The organism is Isosphaeraceae bacterium EP7 (assembly GCA_038400315.1).
Taxonomy (GTDB): Bacteria; Planctomycetota; Planctomycetia; order Isosphaerales; family Isosphaeraceae; genus EP7.
Genome location: CP151667.1, coordinates 6,411,698 through 6,437,768 on the forward strand (window position 1 = coordinate 6,411,698; position 26,071 = coordinate 6,437,768).

Genomic DNA, 26,071 nt, shown 5'->3' on the forward strand with positions numbered 1-26,071 from the left:
CCGTCATGCATCGATTCAGGAACATCCTCGTCCCGATCGACGACACCTCGAATCAGCCCGTGCTGGCGCGAGCCACCCGGCTGGCCAAGTGGAAAGGGGCGGCGATCAAGCTGATCGCCGTCGTGGAGGACCTCCCCTGGTATTCCCGACTCCTCTCCCCCAACTCGGAAGACCTGCGTGCGCTCCTCGTCCGCGAGAGGTCCGAGGCGCTCGATGGCCTCGCAGCCCAGCTCCGCGAAGACGGCCTCGACGTCACCACGGAGGTGCTCCGGGGCCGTCGTCACCACGAGATCGTCCGCGAGGTCCTCAGGGGCGGGCACGACCTGCTGCTGAAGAAGGCCGAACCCAACGAGGGACTGCTGTTCGGCTCGACCGACATGCACCTGCTCCGCTCCTGCCCCTGCCCGCTCCTGCTGCTGAAGCCCGAGCACGACGGCGGGGACTTCGCGCGGATCCTGGCGGCCGTCGACCCCGCGCCACCGCCCAACGAGGCGGACCCGCTCCACCTCAAGGCGGAGCTGACCGCGAAGGATGCGGCCCTCGACGCCAAGATCCTCGAACTCGCCGGCTCCCTGGCCGACGAGGAAGGTGGAGACCTCCACATCGTCCACGTCTGGTCGGCACCCGGCGAAGAGTTGCTACGCGGCGATCCCATGCTGGCCCAGGATCAGGTCGATCGCTACGTGTCGGACTCGCAAGCGGAGGCCCGCAAGGCCCTCGATCATCTCCTCGCGAAGGTCCCCGATCAGTCGGGACATCGCATCGTGCATCTGATCAAGGGCGTCCCCGAGGACGCGGTCGTGGAGGCCGCGAAGACCAATCGCATCGACCTGATCGTGATGGGGACCGTCGCCCGCACCGGCATCTCCGGCCTCCTCATCGGCAACACCGCGGAGTCCATCCTCCAGCGAGTCGACTGCTCGGTCCTCGCCATCAAGCCGGACGCGTTCGTCTCCCCGGTGAGCCTCAACGACTGAAGATCCAAGCCGGCCGGAAGTCCTACCGATCCACCGACCCGAACACACCGCAGTCGGACGCACGATTGGGTTTCAGCCACCATTCACGGGCGCCTCAAGGCAGGACGGCCCGTTGAGCGGAGTTCAAGGCCAGGAGCGACGGCGAGGTCGCGCCGTCGCTCCTCGACCGCAGCCGATCACCGAGGCCTCCCGCCAGGCCGATCCACGCCGTTGACCGACATGGCCTACTTGACCCATAAAAATTTCCAGAAACACAGAACTAAATCGCGCGTTCTCAGGATTATCTCTAAAGGAGGCCCGTGCACGCGAAGCCGCGTGCGGCAAGCCCACCGCCGACGTCGGCGGCAATCGTTCGATGATGCACCCCTCGCGACGAAAGCGACGCAAACCCATGGGCAAGATCGCCGTCAGCCAGGCCCGCCTCGACGCCAACCGCAGGAACGCCGAGCGCAGCACCGGCCCCCGCACCGCCGAGGGGAAGGCCAGATCACGCCAGAACAGCCTGATCCACGGGCTCTCGGGCGCCGGGACCGTCGTCCCGCACGCCGAGGCCGAGGCCATCGCCGAACTCGCCGAGCAGTGGAACTCGTCGCTGCGGCCCAACAACGCCTTCGAGATGAACCTGGTCGAGACCGTCGCCACCGAGAGCATCCGCATCAACCGCTGCAGGATCGAGGACCGGGTCGTCCGCACCATCCGCGGCCTCCGCGCCGAGACCTGCTGGGATGACGACCGCCGGGCCGCCGTCGACCGCATCGCCCGCTCGCTCCCGTCCCGCCCCGGCGAGATCTCCCGCAAGCTGGCCGGCACCGCCCACGGCTGCGACTGGCTCATCGAGCGCTGGACCTCGCTAGGCCGCACCCTCGACCATCACGGCACCTGGACCGACGCCCAGTGCGCCCGGGCCCTCGACCTCCTCGGCGTCGAGCCCGAGGACCGCGACACCCCCACCGCCATCGACCCGCCCGCCGGCGAGCCCCCCCTCTTCCATCGACAGGAACTCGTCAGCGACCAGATCGACGACCTCAACCGCCGCAAGGCCGAGTCCCTCGACCTTGTCGAGCAATACCACCGCGACGCCACCATCGAAGGCCTGACCACCCTCGACGACCCCACCCTCGTCCTCCTCCGTCGCTACGAGACCGCCAGCCACCGCCGGCTCTACCGGGCCCTGCACCAGCTCAACCAAGGGCGCCAGAAAGCCCTCCCCCCCCTCGACGAGATGTCGCACACCTACCGCGAACGCCCCAAAGACCACACCTTCGTCCGAGGCCCCGCCCGCGAATTCGAAGACGACCCCAAGCCCGACCTCAACACCCCCGGAGGCCCCACCCAGAACCCGTCCACCGACCCCCGCCCACCCCAGTCCGGCCCCACCCATCAAACCCCAGCCCCGCCATCCCCCACCGACCAAGCCCCCACTGAACCAGCTCCAGCCGCCAACTATTTCGGTCTTACCGCCCGCCTCGCCCCCCAGATCCGGGCCGCCGCCCCCCTCGCAACCCGTCAGGCCCCCCGCCCCATCCAATCCAAGTCCCGAACTCGCCGCACCCCCACTCAGGCCCACGCCAGGGCCCGAGCCCTCTGCCTCGCCCGCTGACCCATCAGGCCAACCTCAAGCAACCAATCCGCCTCTTTGACAATTCGGACGCAGAACGGCCCCGGCAAATCGCTTGCGAGCGAGAGCTGACTCCCGCACAATCCCGGTTCGTCCCGGCCCTCAATGATTAATCTGCGAATCCATTCAGGCTCGACGGATCGATAGGGGACCGCCGATGCCGCCCGACTCTCCCACGGTCTATGTGATCGCCGGCCCCAATGGCGCCGGCAAGACGACGTTCGCCACGGAGTTCCTCACCCACTTCGTCCACTGCCGAGAATTCCTCAACGCCGACCTCATCGCCGCCGGCCTCTCCCCCTTCGCCCCCGAAACCCAGGCCATCCGGGCCGGCCGCCTCCTGCTCTCTCGCATCCACGAACTCGCCGAAGCCCGGCAGACCTTCGCCTTCGAGACGACGCTCGCGGGCCTAGGCTACGTCAAGTTGATCACGCGGCTGAAACGCTCGGGCTATCAGGTCGCCCTCCTCTTCCTCTGGCTGCCGAGCGTTGATGATGCCCTGGAGCGGGTCGCCAACCGTGTCCGACAGGGGGGCCACAATATCCCCGAAGAAACCATCCGTCGTCGCTACGTCGCAGGCCTCCGCAACTTCTTCCGCTTGTATCAGCCTCTCGCGGATTCCTGGCGGCTGTATGATGGGTCGACTCTGATTCCAAGGTTGATCGCTGAAGGCTCAGAGGCGGGAACTCGAGAATGGCTCCCCGACATTTATCGGGCGATTCTCACGCTTGGGGAAAATTCATAGCATGTTTAAACCGAACGAAGATCCGCTCTTGGGAAAGGCCGACGCCGCCTTTCGACTGGTTGCCGCCAAGGTCTTGAATCTCGCGAGACAGACTGGAACCCCGGTCATCATCCGGGTCGATGGCGAACGACGCTCCATCTCGCCGGACGACCTGCAAGACCTCAAAAATCATCCGATCGAGGGCGATCCCATCCGGCCACCAAGCTGAAACCAGAAAGCCCGGCAGCCGTTGGCGTGAGTCGCAGCGGTCCAGGAAACTGCCGTAATCCTTCTTGTGAGCGGCTTCCCGAGATGCGACAATTGTCATAGATGGTCGAAGCGAATCGGTCAGCCAGCGTTGAGAAAGTGGCGACCACACATGGCGCTCCCTTCAGAATCGATCCACAGACCTCGGCACTCACTCGTCTGGATGATGTCTCTCATCGTGATCATCGCCGCCGATCTGGCCGCCTTACGCCCGTTCATTCCGTTGCCACCCATCTTCGAGGCTTCTTATCCCTGGTTCCCTCGTGAGCCCGAGTTTCTACCTATCGGATTCCCCAATCTTGGGATCGTCTTCATCATCCTCGTGCTCGAAATCGGCATTTTCCGATTGGTTTCACGGCAGGGAGCGGGACGAGCGTTCTGGCTCGGCTTCGAGGCCGCGGGATGGGCATGCGTCATCACAAGCTCGATCTTTGCCAGGACGATCTGGTGGCACACTCGCTCGGTTTTTGAAGGATCTTTGCTCGGTCGGCAGATTGGACATCCGCTCGACATGAGCCGATTCATCCTCTTCGTGGGGGCGATTCATCTGATGGTCATACTGGCCATCGCCCTCTTCGTCGGCATGCTGGCACGCTCCATCTGGTATCAAAGGTCGAACTTGCAGAAGTGGCAGTTAAGGTGCTGAACGAAGATTTCCACGATCCACCGGACAAAGCAGGGGCATCAAGGCCCAAGGCAGTCACAGATAGAGTGCACTCCATCCGTCCCATCGGTTTTCGGACGGCTCGAGTCGGTTTTCTGCTCGGTTGCGACTCACGGCCCGCCATCGAAGTTCCGGGGCAAAACGAACCCACTTTCGCCCCATCAAGCCTTCGCGAAACGGCCCGGGTTGCGGCCCGGGAATCGCGACCGGTAGGCTGGCGGGGCGGATGGTGAACCGGGGTCGAGCGGCGGGGGCGGGGTGCATGGCGAAGCGACGGGGCTCGGGCGGGGAACAGGGTGTGGAGGTGGCGGCGGTTGTGGTCGAGGAGGGCGACGAGCCTGACGCGTTTATCAGAGTGCGCGGGGCGAGGGTCCACAATCTCCGGGATGTCAGCGTCGATATTCCCCGCGACAAGCTCGTGGTGCTCACCGGGGTCAGCGGGTCGGGCAAGAGTTCGCTGGCGTTCGACACGATCTATGCGGAGGGGCAGCGGCGATATATCGAGGGGCTCTCCAGCTACGCTCGCCAGTTTCTGGATCAGATGGAGCCCCCCGACGTCGACCTGATCGACGGGCTCCCGCCCACCGTCGCCATCGACCAGCGGGCCGGCACCGCCAGCCCCCGCAGCACGGTGGCGACCGTCACGGAAATCCACGACTACCTGAGATTATTATACGCTCGCGTCGGCATCCCTCATTGTCCCTCGTGCGGCGAGGCCATCCGCCGCCAGGCCCCCGAGCAGATGGTCCGCACGGCTCTTGCACTGGGCGACGGCCGTAAGGTGCTCGTCCTGGCCCCCCTGGTCCGCGCCCGCAAGGGGCTGCACCGCGAGTCGTTCGAGGCCATCCGCCGCGCGGGCCTGCTGCGGGCCAGGGTCGACGGCCAGGTTATCGAGATCGCCGACGACCCTATTCTGGCCAAGACCAAGGTCCACACCATCGAGGCCGTCGTCGACCGCCTGGTCATCCGCGAGGGCATCGCCCCCCGGCTCTCCGAGAGCGTCGACCTGGCCCTGAAGCTGGGCGACGGCTCGATCCTGCTCTCCGCCCAGGCCGGCGAGACCTGGGACGACCTGCTGCTGAGCACCCGCTTCGCCTGCCCCGCCTGCGGCCTCGGCTTCGAGCCGCTGGAGCCGCGCAGCTTCAGCTTCAACAGCCCGCAAGGGGCCTGCCCCGCCTGCGACGGCCTGGGCACCGTCCCCGGCTTCGACCCCGAACTCGTGTTGCCCGACCGCTCGAAGTCCGTCGCCGCAGGGGCCATCGCCCCCTGGAACCGCCCCGGGGCAAAGTCGAAATCCAGGGTCGCCGAGCGTGCCGCCCTCGACGACTTCCTCGCCCGCCTCGAAGTCTCCCGCGACACCCCGCTCGCCGAATGGCCCGACGCCACGCTCCAACAGATGCTGAAAGGAGACAAGACGACACACTTTGACGGAATCATACCCATGCTCGAACGCGAATATAAGACCGAGCCCGCCCGCCCGCCGCTGGAGGCCTACCGCGGCCAGGCCCCCTGCCCCGCCTGCAACGGGGCCCGCCTGAAGCCCGAGTCCAGGGCCGTGAGCCTGGGCGGAATGGGCATCCACGGGGCCTCGGCCCTGGCCATCGACAAGGCATTTACTTTCTTTGACTCCTTGATTTTCGAGCCCGAGATGGCGGCGATTGGCCCGCCGTTGGTCCGGGAGATCATCGGCCGGCTGACCTTCCTGAGGCGCGTGGGCCTGGGCTACCTGAGCCTCGACCGCCCGGCCGACACCCTCTCCGGCGGCGAGCTCCAGCGCGTCCGCCTGGCCACCCAGACCGGCTCGGGCCTGGTCGGCGTCTGCTACATCCTGGACGAGCCGACCGCCGGCCTCCACCCCCGCGACACCGGCCGCCTGCTGGACAGCCTGGCCGCCCTCCGCGACGCCGGCAACAGCGTCCTCGTCGTCGAGCACGACGAGGCCACCATCCGAGCGGCCGACTGGGTCCTCGACATCGGCCCGGGCGCCGGCCCCGACGGCGGCCGGATCGTCGCCGAAGGTCCCCCCGACGCCCTGGTCGACCTGGGCGGCTCACGCACCATCGCCTACCTCGCCCGGACCCACGTTCCCGCCCTCAGCGATCCCGCCCGCCTGGCCGCCAGCCCCGGGAGCATCGACGTCATCGGGGCCCGCGAGCACAACCTGAAGAATGTCGACGCCCGCTTCCCCGTCGGCTGCCTGACCTGCGTGGCGGGCGTCAGCGGCTCGGGCAAGAGCACCCTCGTCCACGACGTTCTGGCCCGCGCCGTCCGCCGAGCCCTGGAGCAGGTCGGGCCCAAGCCGGGAGCCCACGACCGCGTCGACGGCCTGGCCGCCTTCGACAAGCTCATCGAGGTCGACCAGTCCCCCATCGGCCGAGGGCCGCGGTCCACGCCGGCCACCTACACCGGCGTCTTCGACGAGATCCGCAAGGTCTACGCCCTGACCCGCGAGGCCAAGGTGCGGGGCTACAAGCCCAACCGCTTCAGCTTCAACGTGAAGGGGGGGCGATGCGAGCGGTGCGAGGGCCAGGGGATGCGCCGGGTGGCCATGCAGTTCCTGGCCGACCTCTACGTCGGCTGCGAGTCGTGCCACGGCCTGAGATTCAACCGACAGACGCTGGAGGCCCGTTACAAGGGGAAATCCATCGGTGAAGTGCTCTTGATGCGAGTCGACGAGGCCCTCCCCTTCTTCGACGCCGTGCCCAAGGTTCGCAGAGGCCTGCAGGCGCTGCACGAGGCCGGGCTGGGCTACGTGACCCTCGGCCAGTCGAGCACCACGCTCTCCGGCGGCGAGGCCCAGCGCGTCAAGCTGGCCGCCGAGCTGGGCCGGGCCTCGACCGGGCGGACGCTTTATATCCTGGACGAGCCGACCACCGGCCTGCACTTCGCCGACGTCGCCAACCTGCTCCTGGTCCTGCAACGCCTGGTGGACATGGGCAACACCATGATCGTCATCGAGCACAACCTGGACGTCATCGCCGCCGCCGACTGGGTCGTCGACCTCGGCCCCGACGGCGGCGACGCCGGTGGCCACGTCGTTGCCCAGGGCTCCCCCGCCGGCATCGCCGCCGATCCTGCAAGCGTCACCGGAGCTTACTTGCGTCCCCAGCCATGAGCACCCACTTACTTGGCCAGAGACTCCCCGAAGAACTCGTCCACCGCGGCGATATACTGCGCCGGCGACGCGGCATAGGCCCGCACGTGCATGACCCCCGGCAGCGTGACGGCTCGGCACGTGGGCCCGGCGGCATGGGCGATCCGGATCGCCTGGTCCACGGGGACAATCTCGTCCTCCTCGCCGTGGATCAGGAGCATCGGCCTGTCGCCCCAGGCTCGCGCCGAACGGATCGGCACCAGGTCATCCGTCCGCACGCCGAAGGCCCAGTGGGCCGCCAGCAAGATGCCCGGATTGAAGAAGGCGGGCAGGTGGCTGTGCCTGGGCAACTGTGCGGCCAGCAGCTCGGGCAGGTCGCCGTAAGGGCTGTCCATCACCGCCGCCCTGATCCCCGGGTTGCGAGCCGCCTCCATCAGCAGGGCCGACGCCCCCATCGACTGCCCCAGCCAGCCGATCCGATCCGGCGTGAAACCCTGCGTCCCCGCCCACCCCTGCACGGCCCGGAGGTCGCCACGCTCATTGCGCCCCATGAATAGCCGCGAGGGGTCGCTGCCGCCGTGGCCGCGGAGGTCGAACAGCAGGACGTCATAGCCCCTGGCGTGGAGGTCCAGACCGATCAGCGCAATCTTATCCCACGAGTCCCGCATCCCGTGCACCAGCACCAGCAGCCGCCGATGCTCGGGCGTCGGCAGGTACCAGCCCCGCAAGGTCAGGCCGTCGGCGGTCTGGGTCGACCACCCTTCCGCCGACTCATCCAGCTCGCGAATGTCCACCAGCGATGGCCGATTCGAGGCCCGCGTGAGCTGGTCGGCCACCGCCAGCGAGATCGCCGCGTAGCCCATGGGCAGGGCCAGAATCAGGGCCAGCGCAGCCACCCGCAGCCGCCGCCTCGGACGTCTCACCTCAGCCGCCGCCGTCATCTCGATCGCCATGAGACACCCCTCCTCAGGCCGGCGAGCCATCCCGGGACGCCACAATCACAACAACCCTACTCCTCCTTCGGAACACCGCGACCCTCTCGGACAGGAAAATCCCGAAACTCGTGGGGCCTACCGAGCCTACCATCGCCTCGCCGCACGAGCCATCCCCACCGACAGGACCGCGCGCAGGTGAGCCCCGCGCCGTCTGAACGCGACCCCGCGATCCCTGCGACCCGCCGATTCCGGAGATCCATCCCGGCAATCGCGCGATTCCGGCCAGTCCGCGGCACGCCCACTGCTGTAACTGATTCCCGGACGGCGGAACTGCCGAAGCTGATGAGAACGCCGATGTCGGCCCGTGGAGCGGGCCCGGCCCGGCTTACCGGGGAACTGCCATGCGGATTAAGCTTGCGACCTTCGCCCTGCTGGGCCTCGCCACCCTGGGCGGCTGCGCCAATGGTCAGGCGGCCGGTCGCCCCTGGAATAATCGGTCGGCCATGCAGGCCCCTGTCGTCGGCAAGCCCACCAGGCTCTCCCAGCAGCTCAAGGTCAACCGCGAGATCAAAGCCCAGCGTGAGATCGCCGGACACACCGTCGTCGACGGCAACATCACCCGTTAATTCCGACCCCATCGCCCCGCGAAGACGGCACGAGCTCGCTCGCGCCAACTCGATCAGAGCCCAGGCCGCCGAGCTTCCCCTCGCGAGGATGCCCGACGGCCGGGCGCAGCGGTCAGTTCGGGGTGACCACCACCCGGAAGACGGTATTCGAGGCCGTGCTGGCCGTGCTCTCTCCCTGGGCATTCGTCGCCGTCGAGATGATCCCGCCGTAGATGTACCCCACCGTGGTCGCCCCGCGAAACTGCTTCAGCGGGATGACGCCATTGTCGAACGCCTTGATCCCGGGGGCCGCGAAGAACCTGGCCTCCGCGCCGTAGAGGCCGGGCAACTGGGCGGACAGGCTGTACTCCAGGCTCGACCCGTTCGCACTCCGGACCAGGGCGGTCACGTCGTTCACGAATGGCAGGCCCGGGTCCTGGGTCAACTGGCCGGTGCTAAAATCATAGTGCGACAAGCTGATCCCACCGAACAGGATCGTGTGCGACGACCTGTCCCGGGCGTCATACAAGGTGATGTTCGGGGCGCTATACTGCGAGAAGTATTGCTGATACGGGTCGACCCGGCTCCGTCCGCCGCCGCCGATGATGATCGGGTTGAGGAAGCCGCCGCCGGTGTCGGCCGTGAAGACGCCCCCGTAATAGGCCAGCGCGGGCCGGCCCGATGCGACGATCGGCGACAGGTTGCCGTCGCGGCGGCGGTAATTCACCGGGTCTCGCGTCGCGCTGTAATTGTCGATGCGAAGCTTCGAACCGTGCTCCACGATCCGGAAGCTGCGGATCTCGCTGCTATAGACCTGGCTGAGGTCGGCCGTGGAACCGTTATACAGCCCCTGGAAATCGTGCCCGACGACCAGGAACGTCCGGTCGCCGATGGCCGCCATGTCGCCGCCCGTCACTTCAAAGCGCGGGTCTTGGATCTGCCTGACCGCGCCCAGGGCCGTCGTCCCCCCGATCACCGCGTCCATGAGCGCACTGACGTTGATCGAGGAGAGCGTGTCGTAAGTCTGGAACGTCCCCGTGGACGGGTCGCTGGAATAGCCCCCGACGGCGTAGAGCCGGTTGCCCTTCTGGTAAAACTCCTGGTTGGTCGACGCCAGAGAGGCCGTCATCGAGGAGGGCAGGCCGGTCTGCGTCCACGACTCGGACCAGACCTGGCCGGTGGCAGGATCGATGACGAAGATGTCGTTGTTCTGATAGAGCGGCGGGAAGCTCGTAAGGCCCGTGGGATCGAACCCGTGCAGGCCGTTGGTCCGGCCGCCGAAGACCAGCCACTTGCCGCCGTACTGGGCCGCGACGGGAGACTGGATCGACGGAACGGAAGGCATCGAGACCTGCTCGAGGCTCACGGAGTAGGGGAGATTCTTCGATGTCGCCACGACCGGCGTGGGCGCGACATTCACCCCGCCGAGGCCCGGCGTGGGGGGGACGGCCGAGAAGGCCGAGATCGGCAACGAGTTCGCCGACAACTGATTGTCGACCCCGTCCAGGCCGTTCGTGGGCAGGCCCACCACGCCGTCGCCCAGCCTGCCTCGGACCACCGAGCCCCTCAGCACGGTCCCGCCCGGGACGGCCCCGGACACCCCGAACTGGTGCACATTACCGTCGAGGTCGCGCCAGACCTGGACTCGCCCGCCGCCGGTCACGCGGATCCCGGCGACGTCTCCATTGATGTCCGCGAAATGGACCCGCGATCCCGCGGCCACCAGGCCGTAGAAGTCGCCCGCCGCCGTCTGATCATCGTCGCCGTCAAACGTGGTCCCGTCGATGCCGGCCAGGCCCGTCAGGGGTGTGCCGTCGATCCGGACCCGGTAGAACTGCCCCGCGTTCAGGGGGTGCGCCAGGCCGAGGGTCACCTGCCCGGCGGCGGCGTCGTACACCACCGATCGGATCGGGTCGGCACGCCCGGGAGACGTGATCACCCGCGGATCGGCCGTGCCGACGTCGGAAACCCGGTAGAACTTCGGGTCATGGCCGAGGCCGGATCCAGGGGGGAGTCGAAGCTCACGACGATCGTGCTCCGGTCCCGGATGACCAGCCCCGTCACGATCGCTCCCGTGCCGACGGCGAGGAGTTGACGGCCTTCCATCGGCTCCGCACGGGGGCGGGACGGCCTTCTCGACCTCCCGGCGGGCGATGCGTTCGTGCCATCCCGGTCGGGGCGAAAGAGCGACTTGCTTCTCATCCGAGATTCGTCCGATTGCTCATAGGATATCATGCATGGGCCGAACCCCCCGGCGGCATCGATACCGCGGACAGGGCGATCAATATCATGAAAGACCCGTGGACCGCCCGCAAGACAGGAGGTCTAGGCAAAATGAAACGACAATTTCTTGGGCTCACCCCGAAATCCTCCTGGTCTTTCTCAGGCGCGTGCATCGGCCTCGTGACGGGCCGGCGCCACGTAGCCCGGAATAGAATTCATCGAGCCATAATAATACCATACCTATTATGAGATAACATTCGGAGTTTCCACGGGGGATATAGCCTCTTCAGATCGACACGTCTGCGAAGACTTCGAGGAAAACCCCGGCGCGCGGGCCCCTCCGGGCGGGAGTCCTGCATCGGACGGCGGATCGCATCTCACAAAAAATCCATGTCGATTGATGCTCCCATGGTGTAAGATCTTCTCCGTTGCATACCCCCATAGCTCCAAGATAGGATTCGCATCATGGCCCGCAAGTCCGCGTCGAAAGTGATCGAGGCGACCGCCGAGCCGCTGGAGCTCGACGACGAGCAGGTCGAAAACGGTTCGACCGAGGTCGACGGCGCGCCGCTTTCGCAGACCGATGCCGTGAAAGCGGCCCTCGACGGCGGCTATGAGATGCCCGGCGAGGCCACCGACTACATCCGCGACCAGTACGGGATGGAAGTTACCAAGGCCTATTTCAGCGCCATCAAGTCCAAGCTCAAATCCCAGGGCGGGACGGTGAAGAAGCGCGGCTATACGAGATCCGCGGCCACGGTTGCGAAACATGCCGGGGCGTCGAGCACCTCCCAGGCGTCGGCCAGGCTGAAGTCGGCCGGCGGCGACGAGGGATTGCTCAAGGCCCTGGAGGTGATGAAGCCGCTGGTCGAGAAGCTCGGGGCCGAGAAAGTCCGGCGGCTCGTCGACCTCCTCGGCTGAATCGGCCTCGACCCGACGCCCGGCCCACGGGGATGCCGCGATGGATGAAGTAAGCAGTACGTACTTCTATGAACCGTCCAAGGGGCATGGCCTTCCCCACAGCCCGTTCAAGGCGATCATCGCGCCCCGGCCGATCGGCTGGATCTCGTCGAGAGACCGGCAAGGGCGGGTGAACCTGGCCCCATATAGCTTCTTCAACGCCTTCTGCGAGACGCCGCCGATCCTCGGATTCAGCAGCACGGGCCGCAAGGACAGCCTGCGGAATGCCGAGGAGACCGGCGAATTCGTCTTCAACCTGGCGACGAGGCCGCTGGCCGAGGCCATGAATCTGACGTCGGCACCGTTCAAGCACGGTGTCGACGAGATGGCCAGGGCCGGCCTGACGCCGGCCGCTTGCCGGATCGTGGGCACGCCTCGCGTCGCCGAGTCGCCCGCGTCGCTCGAATGCAAGCTCCTGCAAATCATGCCGATCCTCGACCTCGATCGGAGGGAGACGAACTCGTTCCTCGTGATGGGTCAGGTGGTCGGGGTCCACATCAACCCGCTCTACCTGAAGGACGGGATCTTCGACACCGCCGCCGCCAGGCCGATCGCCCGATGCGGCTATCTCGGCGACTATGCGGAAGTCGGCCATCTCTTCGACATGCAGCGTCCGAAGTTCGACGAAGAATAACCGTGGAGACTCCCGCCTTGCCGGGACATCCGCACCGATCCTCCGGACATCAGCGGCCTGACCGTTGTGAGATGTGCCATGCAATGAATGGCCGTGGATCGATATAGATCGGGCCAGATGTCATGTCTTGGCAAGTGGGGGACGAGCGTCGCTCGGAAGGCTCGTAACATGATGCGCATCCGGTCGTCGGCCTGGGCGATGGCAATTCTCGGCCCGAACCGGCTGCGCGGCGATTGACAGGTGTTGCGAGGTCGGGCGCCCCGGAACTGGCCGAATGGCCTCAGGAATCGGCATATCCTCTTGAAACGGCGTGAGTTTCGGCGCGAACATTCGCCTTCCGAGCCCAGCAGGGCGGAAAGGTCCGTGCACGCCTGGATCTCATCTAACCCGACTCACGAGATCGATGGCCGCCACCACTCAGCGCCGACGCCGGGGCGGCCTCGGCCGTCCCGGCGTTGATGGACCGATGACGCGCGTCAGGCGCCGCAGAAGGCGGCCATGCGCTCCTGCATCTGCTCGGTGGTCAGGTCTTCCAGGTGCTCGGCGATCGACCAGTGGTGGCCGAACGGGTCGACGACCTTGCCGTATCGATCGCCCCAGAACATGTCGGCCAGCGGCATGCTCACCGTGGCGCCCGCCTCGACGGCGCGTGCGAACGTGGCGTCGGCATCGGTCACGTACAGGTGGATGGTCACCGGTGAGACGCCTACAGGGCCGAACGAGTCGCATTCGGGGAACTCATCGGCCAGGAAGATCCTCGAGTCGCCGAACAGGAGCTCGGCGTGACCGAGCCGCGGCGTGCCGTCGGGCGACGGGAACGGCATGCGGCTCACTTCCACGGCCCCGAAGGCCTTCGTGTAGAACTCGATGGCCTCCGACGCCCCTTTGATGACCAGGTGCGGGGTGATCGCGTGATGACCTGCCGGAATTGGGTGACCCATGGTTCCCTCCCGTCGTTGAGGAGCCCGGCCTTCCCTGATCACTTGAACAGGATTCCTGCCGGGCTCGTGGATTGGAACCTGGTATCGGCAAGATGTCAACGGCTGTACAGTCCATTTTGGAGAAAGAGGATTTCAGATCGAGGCGATGGGCGATCCCACGGCCCGCATCTTGCGGAATTTGTCCGTCAATGGGCGGTCGAGAATTGCCTCCCGGCAGACTTCACGCAGCAATCCGAGTCACACATCGCATACCTTGGACTCACGAGGGTGACATGATGCCCGCCCAGGACCTCGCGGTTTACGTGGACGACCTGGCACGAGGCTATGACGGAGACGCCTGGCATGGTCCACCCCTCCGCAAGGTCCTCGAGGGCGTGACCGCCGAGATCGCGTCCGCGCGGCCCATCCCGGGCGGCCATAGCATCCGCCAGATTGTCGTCCATCTCTACTCATGGGATGACGTGGTCGTCCGCCGGATCGAGGAGAATTGTGTCATCGAGGCGCCCGACGGAGGCAACTTCCCGCCGCCCGAGGGGACGGGCCCGGACGCCTGGCAAGACGACCTTTCCCGGCTGGATTTATGGCATGCTCGCCTCCTGAAGACAGTCCTGCATCTCGACGCCTCTCGGCTGGAATCGCGGGTCGCCGGCAAGGAATATACCATCGGCCACATGCTGCGCGGTGCCGTGCAGCACATGGCCTACCACGGCGGCCAGATCGCGCTGCTCAGGAAGCTCTCGGAGCGAGGCACGGACGGCTGAAATGACGCATCATATCACCGAGATTCTTACGAGATATGATGCACGATTCTTGAGCGGAACGGACGGGTGGCGGCCCGGTCGAAGGCGTCGTGCATGGCCGTTGGTGCGCCGTCTTCCCCCTCGGTGCACGGTCGCAGGGAACGTCGCGCGGTTCCGAGCTTGCCCGGAGTTGGCCCGTGGCGGACAATCGGCGGACCTGGATCGACGTAACCCGCGCAGGGTCTCCCTGACGACGAATTGCAATCGGGCATCCCATCGGAATTCATGAGAATGATGGGATCCCACAACGCCCCTCGGAAGAGCGATTTATGAAAACCGTGCGGATCGGGATCGTCGGCGTCGGCTTCATGGGCATGATCCATTACCTCGCCGCGCAGAAAGTCCCCGGGGCGAAGGTCGCCGCGATTTGCAGCCGCGACCCCAAGAAGCTGGCCGGCGACTGGACCGGGATCAAGGGGAATTTCGGCCCTGCGGGGACGCAGATGGATCTGACGGGGATAACAGGGTATTCCGACGTGGCCGAGCTGCTGGCCGACCCCTCGATCGACCTGGTCGACCTCTGTGTGCCGAACGACGAGCACGCCGCCCTGACCATCCGGGCGCTTGAGGCGGGCAAGCACGTGCTGGTGGAGAAGCCGATCGCCCTGACAGGGGCCGACGCGGACGCGATGGTGGCCGCCGCGAAGTCCAGCGGCAAGCTGCTGATGGTCGCCCACGTGCTGCCGTTCTTCCCCGAATTCGCCTATGCGTTCGAGGCCGTGCAGTCGGGCCGATACGGCAAGGTGCTGGCCGCCCGGTTCGCCCGGGTCATCAGCAAGCCCGACTGGTCCAGCGGCATTGCCGACTCGGACCGCAGCGGCGGGCCGGCGATCGACCTGCACATCCACGACACCCACTTCGTCGGCTTGCTTTTCGGCGTGCCCCGCGCCGTGGCATCGCGCGGGGTGGAGCAGCAGGGGGCGGTAGTCCACCTCGACACGCACTATCTGTATGACGACTCGAACCTGGCCGTGACGTCGGTCTCGGGCGCGCTGAGCCAGTCCGGGCGCCCCTTCATGCATGGCTATGAGATCTACTTTGAGAAGGCGACGATCTTCTTCGAGTTCCAGAGCGTCGTCGACGGCGCCAGGGTCTCGCCGCTGACGGTCCTGCACGCCGATGGGACCGCAGAACGCCCCGAGCTGGGCTCGGGCGACCCCGTGGATGGATTTGTCGCCGAGATCGGCGTGGCGGTCGAGGCCGTCGCCACGGGCACCCCGGCGCCCAGGCTCGCCGGCGAGCTGGCCAGGCAGGCGCTGATCCTCTGCCAGGCCGAGGTCGAGAGCGTCAGGCGCGGCGGGGCCCCGGTCGAGGTGGCCTGACTCCCCTCTTTGATGTGTCGATGGCCCCACCCCCGGCCTCCGGGGCGACGGGCCATCGACACATGCGACGCGCATTCCGGGAAGCTTCGCTGAAGAGGCCCCCGGCGCCGGGCCGATACAAAGAAGCGGACAGGAGGTCCAAGGCCGAAGCCGCCCGAGCAGGGAGGAGACCGAAGATGACCATCACGATGTCGGAGATGATCCATCCGACGGCAGTCATCGGCCATGAGGTCGAACTCGATGACTCGGTCCAGGTCGGACCTTACGCCATCCTGGAAGGGCCCGTTCAGGTCGGCCCCGGATGCGTCGTCGAAGGGCACGCCTGCCTGAGCGGCCCGCTGGTCATGGGCAGGAACAACCTCGTCGGCCACGGCGCGGTGCTGGGCAAGGCCCCTCAGCACCGGGGCGACCGTGGCGATTCGTGCAGGCTGGTCATCGGCGACAATAACGCCTTCCGCGAGCACGTCACCGTGCATCGGGGGACCTCCGCCGGGGGGGGCGAGACGTCGATCGGCGACGATAACCTGATGATGATCGGCTCCCACCTGGGCCACGATGCGCGGATGGGTAACGGCTGCACATTGGTCAACGGGGCGCTGGTGGCCGGCCACGCCGTTCTCGGCGACGGCTGCATCCTCTCGGGCCACTCGGCGGTGCAGCAACGGGTGAGGATCGGCCGGCTGGCGATGCTCGGCGGGCTCGGCTCCTCGACCAAGGACATCCCCCCGTTCGTCCTCCAGCAGGGCTACAACACGGTCAGCGGCCTGAACGTCGTCGGGCTGAGGCGGGCGGGCCTGGCGCACGCCTCGATCAACGCCTTGCGCGAGGCCTTCAGGATCCTCTACAAGGAAGGCCGGACCCTGACCGCGGCCGCTGATCGCATTGAATCGGACCTCGGTCAATTCGGCGAGGTCGCCGAGTTCGTCCGGTTCCTCCGCACCTCGACGATCGGCGTCTGCCCCGGCCGCGAGGCGACCCGACTGCGGTCGGTCTGAACCGACCGAGCCGGCCGATCAGCCCTTCTTTTTCGTCTTCTTGGTCGCCGGAGGCGCGATCTCGCCGAACTCGCGGTCGATGTCGCGCTGCATCTGCACGATCTCGGCATCGGTGAGCATCGTGGGCTCGGGGGCAAGCTGGCGATGGACCTCGGGGTCGGTGGCCAGGTCGGCGAATTCCTCGAGCCAGTACTCGGCGTCGGCGTGGCTGGGCCCGTGGTGCTTGGACGCGGCGTCGACGCGGGGGATCAGCCGATCGGCCCGCTCCTTGCGACCGTCCAGCTCGGTCCAGTACTCCTCCGAGGTCACGGAGTGGGCCTTGCGGCGGGTTGCGGCCGTGCGGATCCGCCGGTCGGTCGAGACGACCGTCAGGGTCTTGGGAGCGTTGTGGCCGAGGATGAGCAGCTCGATCCGCTCGTCGGCGTCGTCCTCGTCGACGGCGTAGAGGACCGTGATCCCCTTGTGCACCGCCTGGCTGGGAAGCCCGTGCGGGGCCTCGGCGGCGTCGAAGACGACGGTGGCGGCGTGGGCGTCAACCGGCCCGAGGCGGACGGCCAGCGTGTTTAAAAACCGGGTGCGGGCCTTGCGAAGGCCGTCGGGCCCGAGCTTGCGGTCGAGCAGCCCGTTGGCGTACATCAGGTTATAGCCGTCGATGAGCGTGCGCATCACGGCCCCGGTCGGTTGGACACTCGCGGAAAATCCGCCCTCATTCCAACCATACAAGCCGGGGACCGCGTCGTCCAATCGGACTCTCAGGGCGTGGCGGCCTCGCCGGCCTCGTGGACGATGCCGCCCAGGCTGTGGCGAACCTCTCCGGCGACGATGGCCACGTGGGCCCGGCCCTTCACCTTCCAGCCGCCGTAGGGGGTGTTGCGGCTGCGTGAGAGGAACTTCTCGGGGTCGATGGTCCAGGGGGTTTCGGTGTCGATGATCGTCACGTCGGCGTCGGCCCCGGGTCGGAACGTCCCCTTGTCGACCAGGCCCAGCAGCTTGGCCGGGGCGACGGTCAGCATCCGGATCACGTCGACCCAGGTGAGGTGCCCCGGCTCGATCAGGCCGTGGACGGTGATCGGGATCAGGGTCTCCAGGCCGACGATGCCGAAGGGGGCCTGGTCCAGCTCGCGCATCTTCTTCTCGGGCGCGTGGGGCGCGTGGTCGGTGGCCAGCAGCTCGATGGTGCCGTCCTTCAGCCCTTCGATGACGGCGGCCACATCGTCGGCGGTGCGCAGGGGGGGGTTCATCTTGAAGTTGGAGTCGAAGGTCCTGAGCCGCTCGTCGGTGAGGGTGAAGTGGTGCGGGCAGGCCTCGGCGGTCACGTCGATCCCGCGTTTCTTCCCCTCGCGGACCAGCTCGACGGATCGGGCCGTGGAGATGTGCTGGATGTGCAGGCGGCCGCCGGTGATCTCGGCCAGGCGGATATCGCGGGCGACCATGATGTCCTCGGCCGCGGCGGGCATCCCGCCCAGGCCGAGGCGGGTCGACTCGGCCCCCTCGTTCATCACGCCGCCGACGGTCAGCTCGGGCACCTGGCAGTGCTGCATGATGACCCGGTCAAGCATCTTGGAATAGAGCAAGGCCCGGCGCATCAGCGACGCCGAGGCGACGGGGGCGCCGTCATCGGTGAAGGCGACCGCGCCGCCGGCGACGAGTTGGCCCAGTTCGGCAAGCTCGTCCCCCTTGCGTCCCTTGCTGACGGCCCCGACCGGGTAGACATTGGCCTTGCGCGCCCGCTGGGCTTGTAGTACGACGAACTCGGCGGCGCCCTGGGTGTCGAGCGCCGGGATGGTGTTGGGCATGCAGGCGACGGTCGTCACCCCGCCGGCCAGGGCCGAGGCCGCGCCGGTGGCGATGGTCTCGTCTTCTTCGTTTCCGGGCTCGCGCAGGTGGACGTGCACGTCGATCAGGCCGGGGCTGACGATCATCCCTCGGGCGTCGATGACGACGTCGGCCGTCCCCTGGGCGTAGGCTTCACCGATGCCGAGCACGCGGTCGTCGCCGAGCCAGAGGTCGGCCACCTCGTCCACGCCCTGGCTCGGATCGATGATCCGACCGCCCTTGATCTGGATGGTGCGCAAGTCAGGGAACTCCCAAACGAATCAGTCGGCGAGTCTAAGACGGGTCAGTCGGCCGCGGGCTTCGCATCGGTCTTGCCGCCCAGCAGGTAAAGCACGGCCATGCGCACGGCCAGGCCGTTCTTGACCTGCTCCAGGATGGCCGAATTCGGGCCGTCGGCCACCTCGGGGGTCAGCTCGACGCCTCGGTTGATCGGGCCTGGGGCGAGGAGCAGCAGGTCGCCGGGGGCCTTGGACACTCGTTCCTGGTTCATCCCATAGAACCGGGAATACTCGGCCACGGAGGGGAACAGGCCCTGCTGCTGGCGCTCGGACTGGATGCGCAGGACGTTCACCACGTCGAGCCTGGGGAGGATGTCGTCCAGGCTATAGGCGATCTCGCAGCCGAGCCCTTCGAGGCTGCGGGGGACGAGCGTGGGCGGGCCGCAGAGGATGACCTTGGCGCCGAGCTTGGTCAGGCCCCAGATGTTGGAACGGGCGACCCGCGAGTGGCTGATGTCGCCGACCAGGCCGACGGTCAGGCCTTCGATGCGGCCCTTGGCCTTGCGGATCGTGAGCAGGTCGAGCAAGCCCTGCGTGGGATGCTCGTGCGCGCCGTCGCCCGCGTTGATGATGCCGCACTGGACGTGCCTGGCCAGCAGGTGCGGGGCACCCGGCGAGGAGTGGCGGACGACCAGGACGTCGGCCCCCATGGCCTCGATGTTCTTGGCGGTGTCGATGAACGTCTCGCCCTTGGAGAGGCTGGAGACGCTGGCGGAGAAGTCCTGCACGTCGGCGGAGAGCCGCTTGGCGGCCAGGCTGAAGCTGGTCCGGGTGCGGGTGGAGTTCTCGAAGAAGAGGTTGAAGACGATGCGCCCCTGCAGCGCGGGGACCTTCTTGCGGGTCCGGCTGGAGACCTCGCCGAAGCTCTCGGCGGTGTCCAGGATGAAGTGGATCTCCTCACGCGAGAGGTCTTCCAGGCCGAGCAGGTGCTTGCCGGACCATCCCGAGGCGGGCGGCTTGGGCGGTTCGGCCGAAGTCAGGGCGGCGATGGACACCTCGGGCGCTCCGGGAGAAGGGTGAAACGTGCAAGGGGGAGCGATGACGAGTCAGGCCCGCACTTCGCCGGCCTTCGGGGCCGAGATGCGGACGACCTCCTCGACGGCGTCGACCGGCGCGATCCTGACATGAACTCGGGCGCCAGGCGCGGCGACGACGACCAGGCCGACCGCGTCGGGCTGGATGGGCAGCTCGCGCCCGCCCCGGTCCACGGCGATGGCCAGCCGGATGCAGGCGGGCCTGCCCAGGTCGCAGATGGCGTTGAGCGCCGCCCGGACGGTCCGGCCGGTGTGCAGCACGTCGTCGACCAGGATGACCTCGACGCCGTCGACCGCGAAGGGGATGTCGGTCCCCTGCAGGACCGGCCAGCGGCGGGCACGTTCCATGTCGTCGCGATAGAGCGTGATGTCGAGCGCCCCGACGGGAACGGCGTCCCCCGTCTCGCGCCTCAGCTGGATCGCGATGCGTTCGGCAAGCGGGACGCCGCGGCTGCGGACGCCGACCAGCGCGAGCGGGACCCCCGCGGTTCGGCCGTCGAGGATCTGCCCCGCGAGGCGGATGATCAGGGCGTCCAGCCCCAGGGCGTCGCAGAGGCGTTGCTCGGGCCCGGACATCGTCGACTCCAAGGGATCGGTCCCCGGCCGTTGCGGCCGGCGCGCGGGCCTCGTCTGCGGCCGGCCGGATCGTAGCAGCCAGCCAATCGGCCCGCAAGCGTCCGCGGCAGGCAGGCAGGCGTCCCCGAGGCAATACGGACCGGATTTTCGCCGGTTTTCCTCAAGTTTTCGGATCCGGAATGTGGCGCGCGCCGTCCCATGCCGGCTCCGGTTTGCTGAGTGTCCGCGACCTGGCCCGCCGCCCGAGACCGGAGCGTCATCGACCCCGGCGCGGCCCATCGGCCCGATCCGTCTCCTCAAATTCAGGATGAAAATGATGAACACTCGCTTTTCCGACGCAATCCGCGGCCTTTCCACCGACCTCGACGCCCGCGCCAAGCGAGACGCACGCCGCGGCAAGCCGGCTTGCGAGTCGCTCGAAGGACGCGTCGTGCTCTCGACCATGGGCGCCGGGATGGGCGGCTGGGATTCGCAGGGGGCCGACCGATTCGCTCAGGTTGACCTCCAGGCGACGAGCGGCATTGCCATGGAAGGCGGCGGCCCGCAAGACGGCGGGCAAGAGATCCAGCGGGCCAGCTTCCACAGCGGCCCCGGGGGCCAGGGCTTCCGCCAAGGCGGGTTCCAGCAAGGTTTCGAAACCGGATCGAGCGGCCAGTTCGGCAACGGATCGGTGGCCATGTTCGGTGGTCAGGGCGGGATCGGCTCGGGCGTCACGGCGGTCGGCAGCGTGGGCAACTTCGGGATGGGGATGCCGACCGGCTCACCTTCGAGCCTGATCGGTAGCCTCGCCGACCTGGGCATCCTCGGCGACAGCTTCGGCAGCGGAGGCGGTGGTGAGATCGGCGTGGCACCCGGCGGCCCGCACATGATGACCGGAGTCCCGCCGGCGGATTCCCTCACGATCAACGCAACGGCCATCGACGCGACGGCGACAACGGACGCCACCGCGGCGAAGACCAAGCTCGACACCGACCTGACGGCGCTCCAGACCGACATCCAGGCGATCGCCGCCAAGTCGGGCGTCACCGTGGCCGACCTCACCACGCTGGCCGCCGATGAGAAAGCCCTAGCCATGGCCGGCTCCCGGCCCGACGCCACGGCCTTGAAGACGGCCGTCACCGAACTGGCCACCGCCGTCGCCACCGGGGCCGACACCGCCCAGGCGAAGACCGACTTCAACGCGGCTTACGCCAAATCAGGGGTCTCGCAGACCGTGCTCGACCAGGCCTTCGCCGACCTGTCGAAGACGATCACGAACAGCAAGATCACCGCCGACGACCTGACCAGGATCGCCGCCGATCGCGCCGCCATCGAGGCCGACCTCACCGCCCTGAAGCCCGTCAAGCCCACCGAAACCACGACGACCCACGCCGCTACTCCGACGACCATCACCGCCGCTGCGGTCGCGGAGACCACGACCATCGAAGCGGCCACGACGACCGAAGCCGGCACGACCACCGCCGTGGCCGCGGCGACCGAAGCCGCGCCCGCGACGACCCTGACGCCGGCCGATGTGGCCACGACCAACGCGGCCCCGACCGACGCGCCGAGGACCTCGACCGCCTTCGGACGCCGGTTCGGCCAGCGTAAACTGGCCTCACGCGGCTTCGGCGGCGGCCAGAACTCGGGCCAGGCCACGATGCTGACGCAGGCCATCACTCAGCAAACCCAGGGCGGGATGCAGTCCCTCGGCCGATTCCGCGGGTTCAGCCGCCAGCGTTGATGGACGCACCACGGACGCGTGTCTCGGGGGACGGGTTGGTCCGATCCGCTCCCCGGACCCGCCGAGTTCCGCGGCCCGGGGTTGTCCGTCTCCTGCAACCCCGGGCCGTCGTGGAGGACACCTGGCGACCCGACCGACCTTCGACGCGTGGGCCCGCCGAGCTGACCGGCGGGCCCTTCCCTTTGCGCGAAGGTCGATTGCGCTTAGAATCGGGATGGATCTAGGATTGAAGACGTGGCCGGAGCCGACCCCTCGATGAAGGTTTACCTGGCGAATCCCCGCGGCTTCTGCGCGGGCGTGAACATGGCGATCGAGAGCCTCGACCGGGCGCTCGACTTCTTCGGGTCGCCGGTCTACGTCTATCACGAGATCGTCCACAACAAATATGTCGTGGAGCGGGCCAAGCGCCGGGGGGCCGTGTTCGTCGAGAGTATCGACGAGGTCCCCGAAGGCTCCCCCCTGCTCTACAGCGCCCACGGCGTCTCGCCGCAAATCCGCGAGGAGGCCCGCGCCCGCAACCTGCGGGCGATCGACGCCACCTGCCCGCTGGTCACTAAGGTGCACCTGGAGGCGATCAAGTACGCCCGCGAGGGGTACACGATCATCCTCATTGGCCACGAGGGGCACGACGAGGTCATCGGCACCATGGGCGAGGCCCCCGACCGGATGATCCTGGTCGAGACCGCCGAGGACGTCGAGAAGCTCGACCTGCCCGATGACGCCAAGGTTGCCTATCTCACCCAGACGACCCTGAGCGTAGACGACGCCAATGTCGTGATCGGGGCCTTGCGGCGGCGGTTCAAGTCGATCGCCAATCCGCCCAAGGATGACATCTGCTACGCGACCCAGAACCGCCAGGAGGCGGTGCACGAACTGGCCAAGCGGGCCGACCTGGTGCTCGTCCTGGGCAGCCAGAACAGCTCGAACAGCAAGCGCCTGGCCGAGATCGCCAACTCGCTGGGACCGCGTGCCCACCTGATCGACGGGGTCTCGGAGATCCAGGCCGAGTGGCTCGACGGCGTCGAGACCGTCCTGATCACGGCCGGCGCAAGCGCCCCCGAGGACGTGGTGCAGGAGTGCGTCGAATTCCTCGAGGCCCGCTACGGCGCCACGATCCACGAGGAGACGATCCGCGAGGAGGACGTCCATTTCCCCCTGCCCAAAACGCTCAGGGAACTACTCCCCGCATCGGCCATCGCCGGCCCACGCATGGCCTGAACCCGATTCGTATCGTCAGAACGCTTCCTGAAAGGCGGGTTCGAGGGGGAGACCCGACTCCTCGGACCTCGACTTGAGCGGGTCGTTGGCGTGCTCCTCGCGGTCGATCTCGGCGAGGACGTGGCGGCAGCGAGAGGCGGCGAGGAAGCTGAGCGAGGCGACCTGGAAGGCGACGATCGTCTGGATGAAGAGGTTCGCCAGGGAGAACATGAACAAGCCAGGCGTCACCCTGAGCCGGGGCTCCAGCGGCCAGAACGGGTGGCCCCAGTTCGTCCCCTGGATGAAGAGATACATCCAGGACAGGGCGCCGACGGCCACCAGCGAACGCGTCGTCTTTCCCGAATCGGCAGCATGCGGCACCCCCAGGTGGACGGCCAGATCGGCGGCGAGCCCGGCGATCAGGGCGAACTCGGCCCACCCCAGCGCCTGGGCCAGCTTGATCCGGAACCAGAGGTGCTCGGCATCGGCGGCCATCAGGCCCAGCTCGGGACCGCGATCGATCGCCCAGAGGACCGAGTCGACCAGGTTCATCACGACGAGAAGGCCGGCGCGACGCTGCCAGCTCGGGTCGTCCCAGCGACCCCAGAGGAGGTAGGTGCCGAGCAGGGCCATCCAGGTGATCGGGGCCCCGATGAGCCAGGAATAGGCCGGCGAGTTCAGGGCCCAGGCCCAGGGGGCCGGCTGGCCGCGCATCCAACTGAGCCGCAGACCCAGGTTCAAGGTCGAGTCGACGGCCAGCAGCAAGATCGACACCGCGGTCAGGCCGAAGCCGATCATGCAGAGCCGGTAGCGCCGCCGTTGGATGTCGTGGTCGGATTCCATCATCGATGCGGCCTCGGAGTGAGTGGCGGTCCCGATCCGTCGAGGGACTATGATAAAGCCGCGACCGGGCCATCGCCAATCGGATTCGCCGGGGCGATGACCAGGGCGACCTCGCCCCAGGGCCTTCCGTCCACGCAGGCCGCCAGGTCGACCTCCAGGATCAGGCGATTGGATGGCCCCAGGAGCCCTTGAATTTCGGACCCGGCTTCGACTTCCGCCTCGTTGAGCCTGGCGGCGACGAGACCCCGGACCTGCTCAAGGCGCAGGATGACCGCCTCGTCGGTGTCGATGGGCGGGCGGTTGAAGCGGCGGACGAGCGTCGCGGCGGTCCCGGCGTCGTCGGGCCAGGTGGTGGGAAGGGCAAGGCGCCGGGGTGCCTCGTCGGGCGTGGCGGGGTTGTGCCATTCCCAGCCGCCCCTCAGGCGGATGGCGTGTCCTGCTTGATCCATCGGGAGCGCGTCTCGCGGGGCGTCGGTTGGTCTGGCCATCATCGGCCGATTGGATTATAGTTCTAGCCTATCGTGAAGCGTCCGCGGTCATGCCGGTCATGGACACGCGCGAGCGTCCGACTTCGGCGGGCCGCCCGCGCGAGGACGCCGGCAAGCGACCGATCGCCCGCCCATCTCCCCTCGAGCTTGCTCCCGGCATCGCGGCTGGTCGGACCCCTCGGCAGGCCCAAAGCCCCGTCCGGTCGCCGGTCCGCGACCGCCGCGAAATGCCCTATGAACCAAGCGCAAACCACGGTCAAGCCCCGCACTCGATCGCTGACCGGGGTGCAGATCCTCGGCACCGGGCGGTACCTTCCCGACAACGTCGTGACCAACGACGACCTGAAGATCTCGCACGGGTTCGACCCCGAGTGGATCGTCAACCGGACGGGCATCCACGAGCGTCGGTTCGCCCTGCCGCACCAGGCGACGAGCGACCTCTGCGTCCACGCCGGCGTCAAGTGCCTGAAGGCCGCGGGGTGCGACCCTTCGGAGGTCGACCTGCTGGTCGTCGGCACGTTCACGCCCGACATGTCGTTCCCGTCGTCGGCCAATCTGGTCCAGGACCGGATGAAGCTGACCTGTCCGGCGTTCGACCTCCAGGCCGCCTGCGCGGGATTCGCCTACGCCCTGGCCACCGCCGCGCAATTCGTGGCGGCCGGGACCAGCCAGCGGGCCCTGGTCATCGGCGGAGACTGCAACAGCCGGGTCATCAACCCCAATGATATGAAGAGCTTCCCGCTCTTCGGCGACGGCGCTGGCGCGGTGCTTCTCGGCCCCGGCTCGCCCGAGCAGGGGATGCTCGCGTATCAACTCGGCTCCGACGGCGGCGGCGGCGACTTGCTCTGTCGCCCCGCGTGCGGCAGCCGGATGCCCCCGACGGCCGAGGCGCTGGATGCAGGCCTGCAATACCTGACGATGGACGGCCGGGCCGTCTTCAAGTGGGCCGTGCGGGTGCTGGCCGACTCGTCGCAGACGGTCCTCGCCCAGGCGGGCCACACGGTCGACGACGTCCGCTGGTTCATCCCCCATCAGGCCAACGTGCGGATCATCCACTCTGCCAGCGACGTGCTCGGGTTCCACCGCGACGCGGTCTACAAGAACCTGGACCGCTACGGCAACACCTCGGGCGGCTCGATCCCGATCGCCCTGGATGAGCTGGTCGAGGAAGGGCAGGTCAAGCGGGGCGACCTGCTGCTGACCTCCGGGTTTGGCGCGGGCCTGAACTGGGGCACGATCCTCTGGCGTTGGTGAGACGCCATCCGTTCGACCCGTCAACGAAGTACGGCCGGCGCCCGCGAGAAGCTCGCGGGCGCCGGCCGTGATTGATTGACCCG

Annotated in this window: 24 protein-coding genes; 14 read left to right on the forward strand and 10 right to left on the reverse strand. The window is 67.5% G+C overall.

Going from position 1 to position 26,071, the window contains the following annotated elements; genetic code table 11:
• Positions 1-5: 5 nt before the first annotated feature.
• From EP7_RS25285 to EP7_RS25295, 3 genes are all read left to right on the forward strand, one after another.
• Positions 6-977, forward strand: a complete 972-nt coding sequence (locus EP7_RS25285; RefSeq protein ID WP_463525020.1) for a universal stress protein — start codon at positions 6-8, stop codon at positions 975-977.
• Between the two features lie 391 nt (positions 978-1,368).
• Entirely contained in the window at positions 1,369-2,577 is a 1,209-nt protein-coding gene (locus tag EP7_RS25290; protein ID WP_463525021.1) for a hypothetical protein, read from the forward strand.
• Positions 2,578-2,752: 175 nt separating this feature from the next.
• On the forward strand, positions 2,753-3,340 hold the full coding sequence (locus tag EP7_RS25295) for a zeta toxin family protein (RefSeq protein WP_463525023.1): 588 nt from the start codon (positions 2,753-2,755) through the stop codon (positions 3,338-3,340).
• Here EP7_RS25295 and EP7_RS25300 read toward each other — a convergent pair.
• The gene (locus EP7_RS25300; protein ID WP_463525024.1) at positions 3,318-3,698 is read right to left on the reverse strand and encodes a hypothetical protein; all 381 of its coding nucleotides are present in this window, start codon (positions 3,696-3,698) and stop codon (positions 3,318-3,320) included. The two genes, EP7_RS25295 and EP7_RS25300, sit on opposite strands and share 23 nt — an antisense overlap.
• Before the next feature lie 66 nt (positions 3,699-3,764).
• On the opposite strand from EP7_RS25300, the gene EP7_RS25305 reads away from it, so the two are divergent.
• Positions 3,765-4,232, forward strand: a complete 468-nt coding sequence (locus EP7_RS25305) for a hypothetical protein (RefSeq protein WP_463525025.1) — start codon at positions 3,765-3,767, stop codon at positions 4,230-4,232.
• A 280-nt stretch (positions 4,233-4,512) separates the two neighbouring features.
• Entirely contained in the window at positions 4,513-7,365 is a 2,853-nt protein-coding gene (uvrA, locus tag EP7_RS25310; protein ID WP_463525026.1) for an excinuclease ABC subunit UvrA, read from the forward strand.
• Positions 7,366-7,373: 8 nt separating this feature from the next.
• On the opposite strand, the gene EP7_RS25315 is transcribed toward uvrA, so the two are convergent.
• Positions 7,374-8,297 carry an alpha/beta hydrolase gene (locus EP7_RS25315; RefSeq protein WP_463525027.1) on the reverse strand — a complete coding sequence of 308 codons (924 nt, stop codon included), beginning with the start codon at positions 8,295-8,297 and terminating at the stop codon, positions 7,374-7,376.
• A 383-nt stretch (positions 8,298-8,680) separates the two neighbouring features.
• Between EP7_RS25315 and EP7_RS25320 the strand changes: the two genes are divergently transcribed.
• The gene (locus EP7_RS25320; RefSeq protein WP_463525028.1) at positions 8,681-8,905 is read left to right on the forward strand and encodes a hypothetical protein; all 225 of its coding nucleotides are present in this window, start codon (positions 8,681-8,683) and stop codon (positions 8,903-8,905) included.
• 112 nt (positions 8,906-9,017) lie between these two features.
• On the opposite strand, the gene EP7_RS25325 is transcribed toward EP7_RS25320, so the two are convergent.
• Positions 9,018-10,823 (reverse strand): hypothetical protein, encoded by a 1,806-nt coding sequence (locus EP7_RS25325; RefSeq protein ID WP_463525029.1) that lies wholly within the window; start codon positions 10,821-10,823, stop codon positions 9,018-9,020.
• A 749-nt stretch (positions 10,824-11,572) separates the two neighbouring features.
• Here EP7_RS25325 and EP7_RS25330 point away from each other — a divergent pair.
• Together EP7_RS25330 and EP7_RS25335 are read left to right on the forward strand one after the other, a co-directional pair.
• A complete protein-coding gene (locus tag EP7_RS25330; RefSeq protein ID WP_463525030.1) occupies positions 11,573-12,028 on the forward strand; it encodes a hypothetical protein in 456 nt (151 codons plus the stop codon).
• A gap of 40 nt (positions 12,029-12,068) precedes the next feature.
• On the forward strand, positions 12,069-12,701 hold the full coding sequence (locus EP7_RS25335) for a flavin reductase family protein (RefSeq protein WP_463525031.1): 633 nt from the start codon (positions 12,069-12,071) through the stop codon (positions 12,699-12,701).
• A gap of 476 nt (positions 12,702-13,177) precedes the next feature.
• Here EP7_RS25335 and EP7_RS25340 read toward each other — a convergent pair whose 3' ends face one another.
• Positions 13,178-13,642 (reverse strand): VOC family protein, encoded by a 465-nt coding sequence (locus EP7_RS25340; RefSeq protein ID WP_463525032.1) that lies wholly within the window; start codon positions 13,640-13,642, stop codon positions 13,178-13,180.
• Positions 13,643-13,914: 272 nt separating this feature from the next.
• On the opposite strand from EP7_RS25340, the gene EP7_RS25345 reads away from it, so the two are divergent.
• From EP7_RS25345 to lpxA, 3 genes are all read left to right on the forward strand, one after another.
• On the forward strand, positions 13,915-14,403 hold the full coding sequence (locus EP7_RS25345; protein ID WP_463525033.1) for a DinB family protein: 489 nt from the start codon (positions 13,915-13,917) through the stop codon (positions 14,401-14,403).
• A gap of 308 nt (positions 14,404-14,711) precedes the next feature.
• Positions 14,712-15,764 (forward strand): Gfo/Idh/MocA family protein, encoded by a 1,053-nt coding sequence (locus EP7_RS25350; RefSeq protein WP_463525034.1) that lies wholly within the window; start codon positions 14,712-14,714, stop codon positions 15,762-15,764.
• 176 nt (positions 15,765-15,940) lie between these two features.
• A complete protein-coding gene (gene lpxA / locus EP7_RS25355; RefSeq protein ID WP_463525035.1) occupies positions 15,941-16,759 on the forward strand; it encodes an acyl-ACP--UDP-N-acetylglucosamine O-acyltransferase in 819 nt (272 codons plus the stop codon).
• 18 nt (positions 16,760-16,777) lie between these two features.
• Here lpxA and EP7_RS25360 read toward each other — a convergent pair whose 3' ends face one another.
• The 4 genes from EP7_RS25360 to pyrR form a co-directional block, all read right to left on the reverse strand.
• Positions 16,778-17,425, reverse strand: coding sequence for an NYN domain-containing protein (locus EP7_RS25360; protein ID WP_463525036.1), 648 nt, complete (start codon positions 17,423-17,425; stop codon positions 16,778-16,780).
• An 86-nt stretch (positions 17,426-17,511) separates the two neighbouring features.
• Positions 17,512-18,834, reverse strand: a complete 1,323-nt coding sequence (locus tag EP7_RS25365; protein WP_463525037.1) for a dihydroorotase — start codon at positions 18,832-18,834, stop codon at positions 17,512-17,514.
• 44 nt (positions 18,835-18,878) lie between these two features.
• Positions 18,879-19,862, reverse strand: a complete 984-nt coding sequence (locus EP7_RS25370; RefSeq protein WP_463528465.1) for an aspartate carbamoyltransferase catalytic subunit — start codon at positions 19,860-19,862, stop codon at positions 18,879-18,881.
• 57 nt (positions 19,863-19,919) lie between these two features.
• Positions 19,920-20,483 carry a bifunctional pyr operon transcriptional regulator/uracil phosphoribosyltransferase PyrR gene (pyrR, locus tag EP7_RS25375; RefSeq protein ID WP_463525038.1) on the reverse strand — a complete coding sequence of 188 codons (564 nt, stop codon included), beginning with the start codon at positions 20,481-20,483 and terminating at the stop codon, positions 19,920-19,922.
• A 316-nt stretch (positions 20,484-20,799) separates the two neighbouring features.
• Here pyrR and EP7_RS25380 point away from each other — a divergent pair, with 316 nt between their 5' ends.
• Both EP7_RS25380 and ispH read left to right on the forward strand, forming a co-directional pair.
• On the forward strand, positions 20,800-22,206 hold the full coding sequence (locus tag EP7_RS25380) for a hypothetical protein (protein WP_463525039.1): 1,407 nt from the start codon (positions 20,800-20,802) through the stop codon (positions 22,204-22,206).
• A 255-nt stretch (positions 22,207-22,461) separates the two neighbouring features.
• Positions 22,462-23,424 carry a 4-hydroxy-3-methylbut-2-enyl diphosphate reductase gene (gene ispH / locus EP7_RS25385; protein WP_463525040.1) on the forward strand — a complete coding sequence of 321 codons (963 nt, stop codon included), beginning with the start codon at positions 22,462-22,464 and terminating at the stop codon, positions 23,422-23,424.
• Positions 23,425-23,439: 15 nt separating this feature from the next.
• Here ispH and EP7_RS25390 read toward each other — a convergent pair whose 3' ends face one another.
• On the reverse strand, positions 23,440-24,249 hold the full coding sequence (locus EP7_RS25390; protein WP_463525041.1) for a hypothetical protein: 810 nt from the start codon (positions 24,247-24,249) through the stop codon (positions 23,440-23,442).
• Between the two features lie 44 nt (positions 24,250-24,293).
• Positions 24,294-24,695, reverse strand: coding sequence for a hypothetical protein (locus EP7_RS25395; protein ID WP_463525042.1), 402 nt, complete (start codon positions 24,693-24,695; stop codon positions 24,294-24,296).
• A gap of 273 nt (positions 24,696-24,968) precedes the next feature.
• Between EP7_RS25395 and EP7_RS25400 the strand changes: the two genes are divergently transcribed.
• Complete coding sequence (locus EP7_RS25400) at positions 24,969-25,988, forward strand: beta-ketoacyl-ACP synthase III (protein ID WP_463525043.1); 1,020 nt, start codon at positions 24,969-24,971, stop codon at positions 25,986-25,988.
• Positions 25,989-26,071 lie beyond the last annotated feature (83 nt).

Coding starts and splice junctions, on each gene's coding strand:
- EP7_RS25285 (WP_463525020.1), top strand. CDS start 6: ATGCATCGATTCAGGAACATCCTCGTCCCGATCGACGACACCTCGAAT.
- EP7_RS25290 (WP_463525021.1), top strand. CDS start 1,369: ATGGGCAAGATCGCCGTCAGCCAGGCCCGCCTCGACGCCAACCGCAGG.
- EP7_RS25295 (WP_463525023.1), top strand. CDS start 2,753: ATGCCGCCCGACTCTCCCACGGTCTATGTGATCGCCGGCCCCAATGGC.
- uvrA (WP_463525026.1), top strand. CDS start 4,513: ATGGCGAAGCGACGGGGCTCGGGCGGGGAACAGGGTGTGGAGGTGGCG.
- EP7_RS25315 (WP_463525027.1), bottom strand. CDS start 8,297: ATGGCGATCGAGATGACGGCGGCGGCTGAGGTGAGACGTCCGAGGCGG.
- EP7_RS25320 (WP_463525028.1), top strand. CDS start 8,681: ATGCGGATTAAGCTTGCGACCTTCGCCCTGCTGGGCCTCGCCACCCTG.
- EP7_RS25330 (WP_463525030.1), top strand. CDS start 11,573: ATGGCCCGCAAGTCCGCGTCGAAAGTGATCGAGGCGACCGCCGAGCCG.
- EP7_RS25335 (WP_463525031.1), top strand. CDS start 12,069: ATGGATGAAGTAAGCAGTACGTACTTCTATGAACCGTCCAAGGGGCAT.
- EP7_RS25340 (WP_463525032.1), bottom strand. CDS start 13,642: ATGGGTCACCCAATTCCGGCAGGTCATCACGCGATCACCCCGCACCTG.
- EP7_RS25345 (WP_463525033.1), top strand. CDS start 13,915: ATGATGCCCGCCCAGGACCTCGCGGTTTACGTGGACGACCTGGCACGA.
- EP7_RS25350 (WP_463525034.1), top strand. CDS start 14,712: ATGAAAACCGTGCGGATCGGGATCGTCGGCGTCGGCTTCATGGGCATG.
- lpxA (WP_463525035.1), top strand. CDS start 15,941: ATGACCATCACGATGTCGGAGATGATCCATCCGACGGCAGTCATCGGC.
- EP7_RS25360 (WP_463525036.1), bottom strand. CDS start 17,425: ATGCGCACGCTCATCGACGGCTATAACCTGATGTACGCCAACGGGCTG.
- pyrR (WP_463525038.1), bottom strand. CDS start 20,483: ATGTCCGGGCCCGAGCAACGCCTCTGCGACGCCCTGGGGCTGGACGCC.
- EP7_RS25380 (WP_463525039.1), top strand. CDS start 20,800: ATGAACACTCGCTTTTCCGACGCAATCCGCGGCCTTTCCACCGACCTC.
- ispH (WP_463525040.1), top strand. CDS start 22,462: ATGAAGGTTTACCTGGCGAATCCCCGCGGCTTCTGCGCGGGCGTGAAC.
- EP7_RS25390 (WP_463525041.1), bottom strand. CDS start 24,249: ATGATGGAATCCGACCACGACATCCAACGGCGGCGCTACCGGCTCTGC.
- EP7_RS25395 (WP_463525042.1), bottom strand. CDS start 24,695: ATGGATCAAGCAGGACACGCCATCCGCCTGAGGGGCGGCTGGGAATGG.
- EP7_RS25400 (WP_463525043.1), top strand. CDS start 24,969: ATGAACCAAGCGCAAACCACGGTCAAGCCCCGCACTCGATCGCTGACC.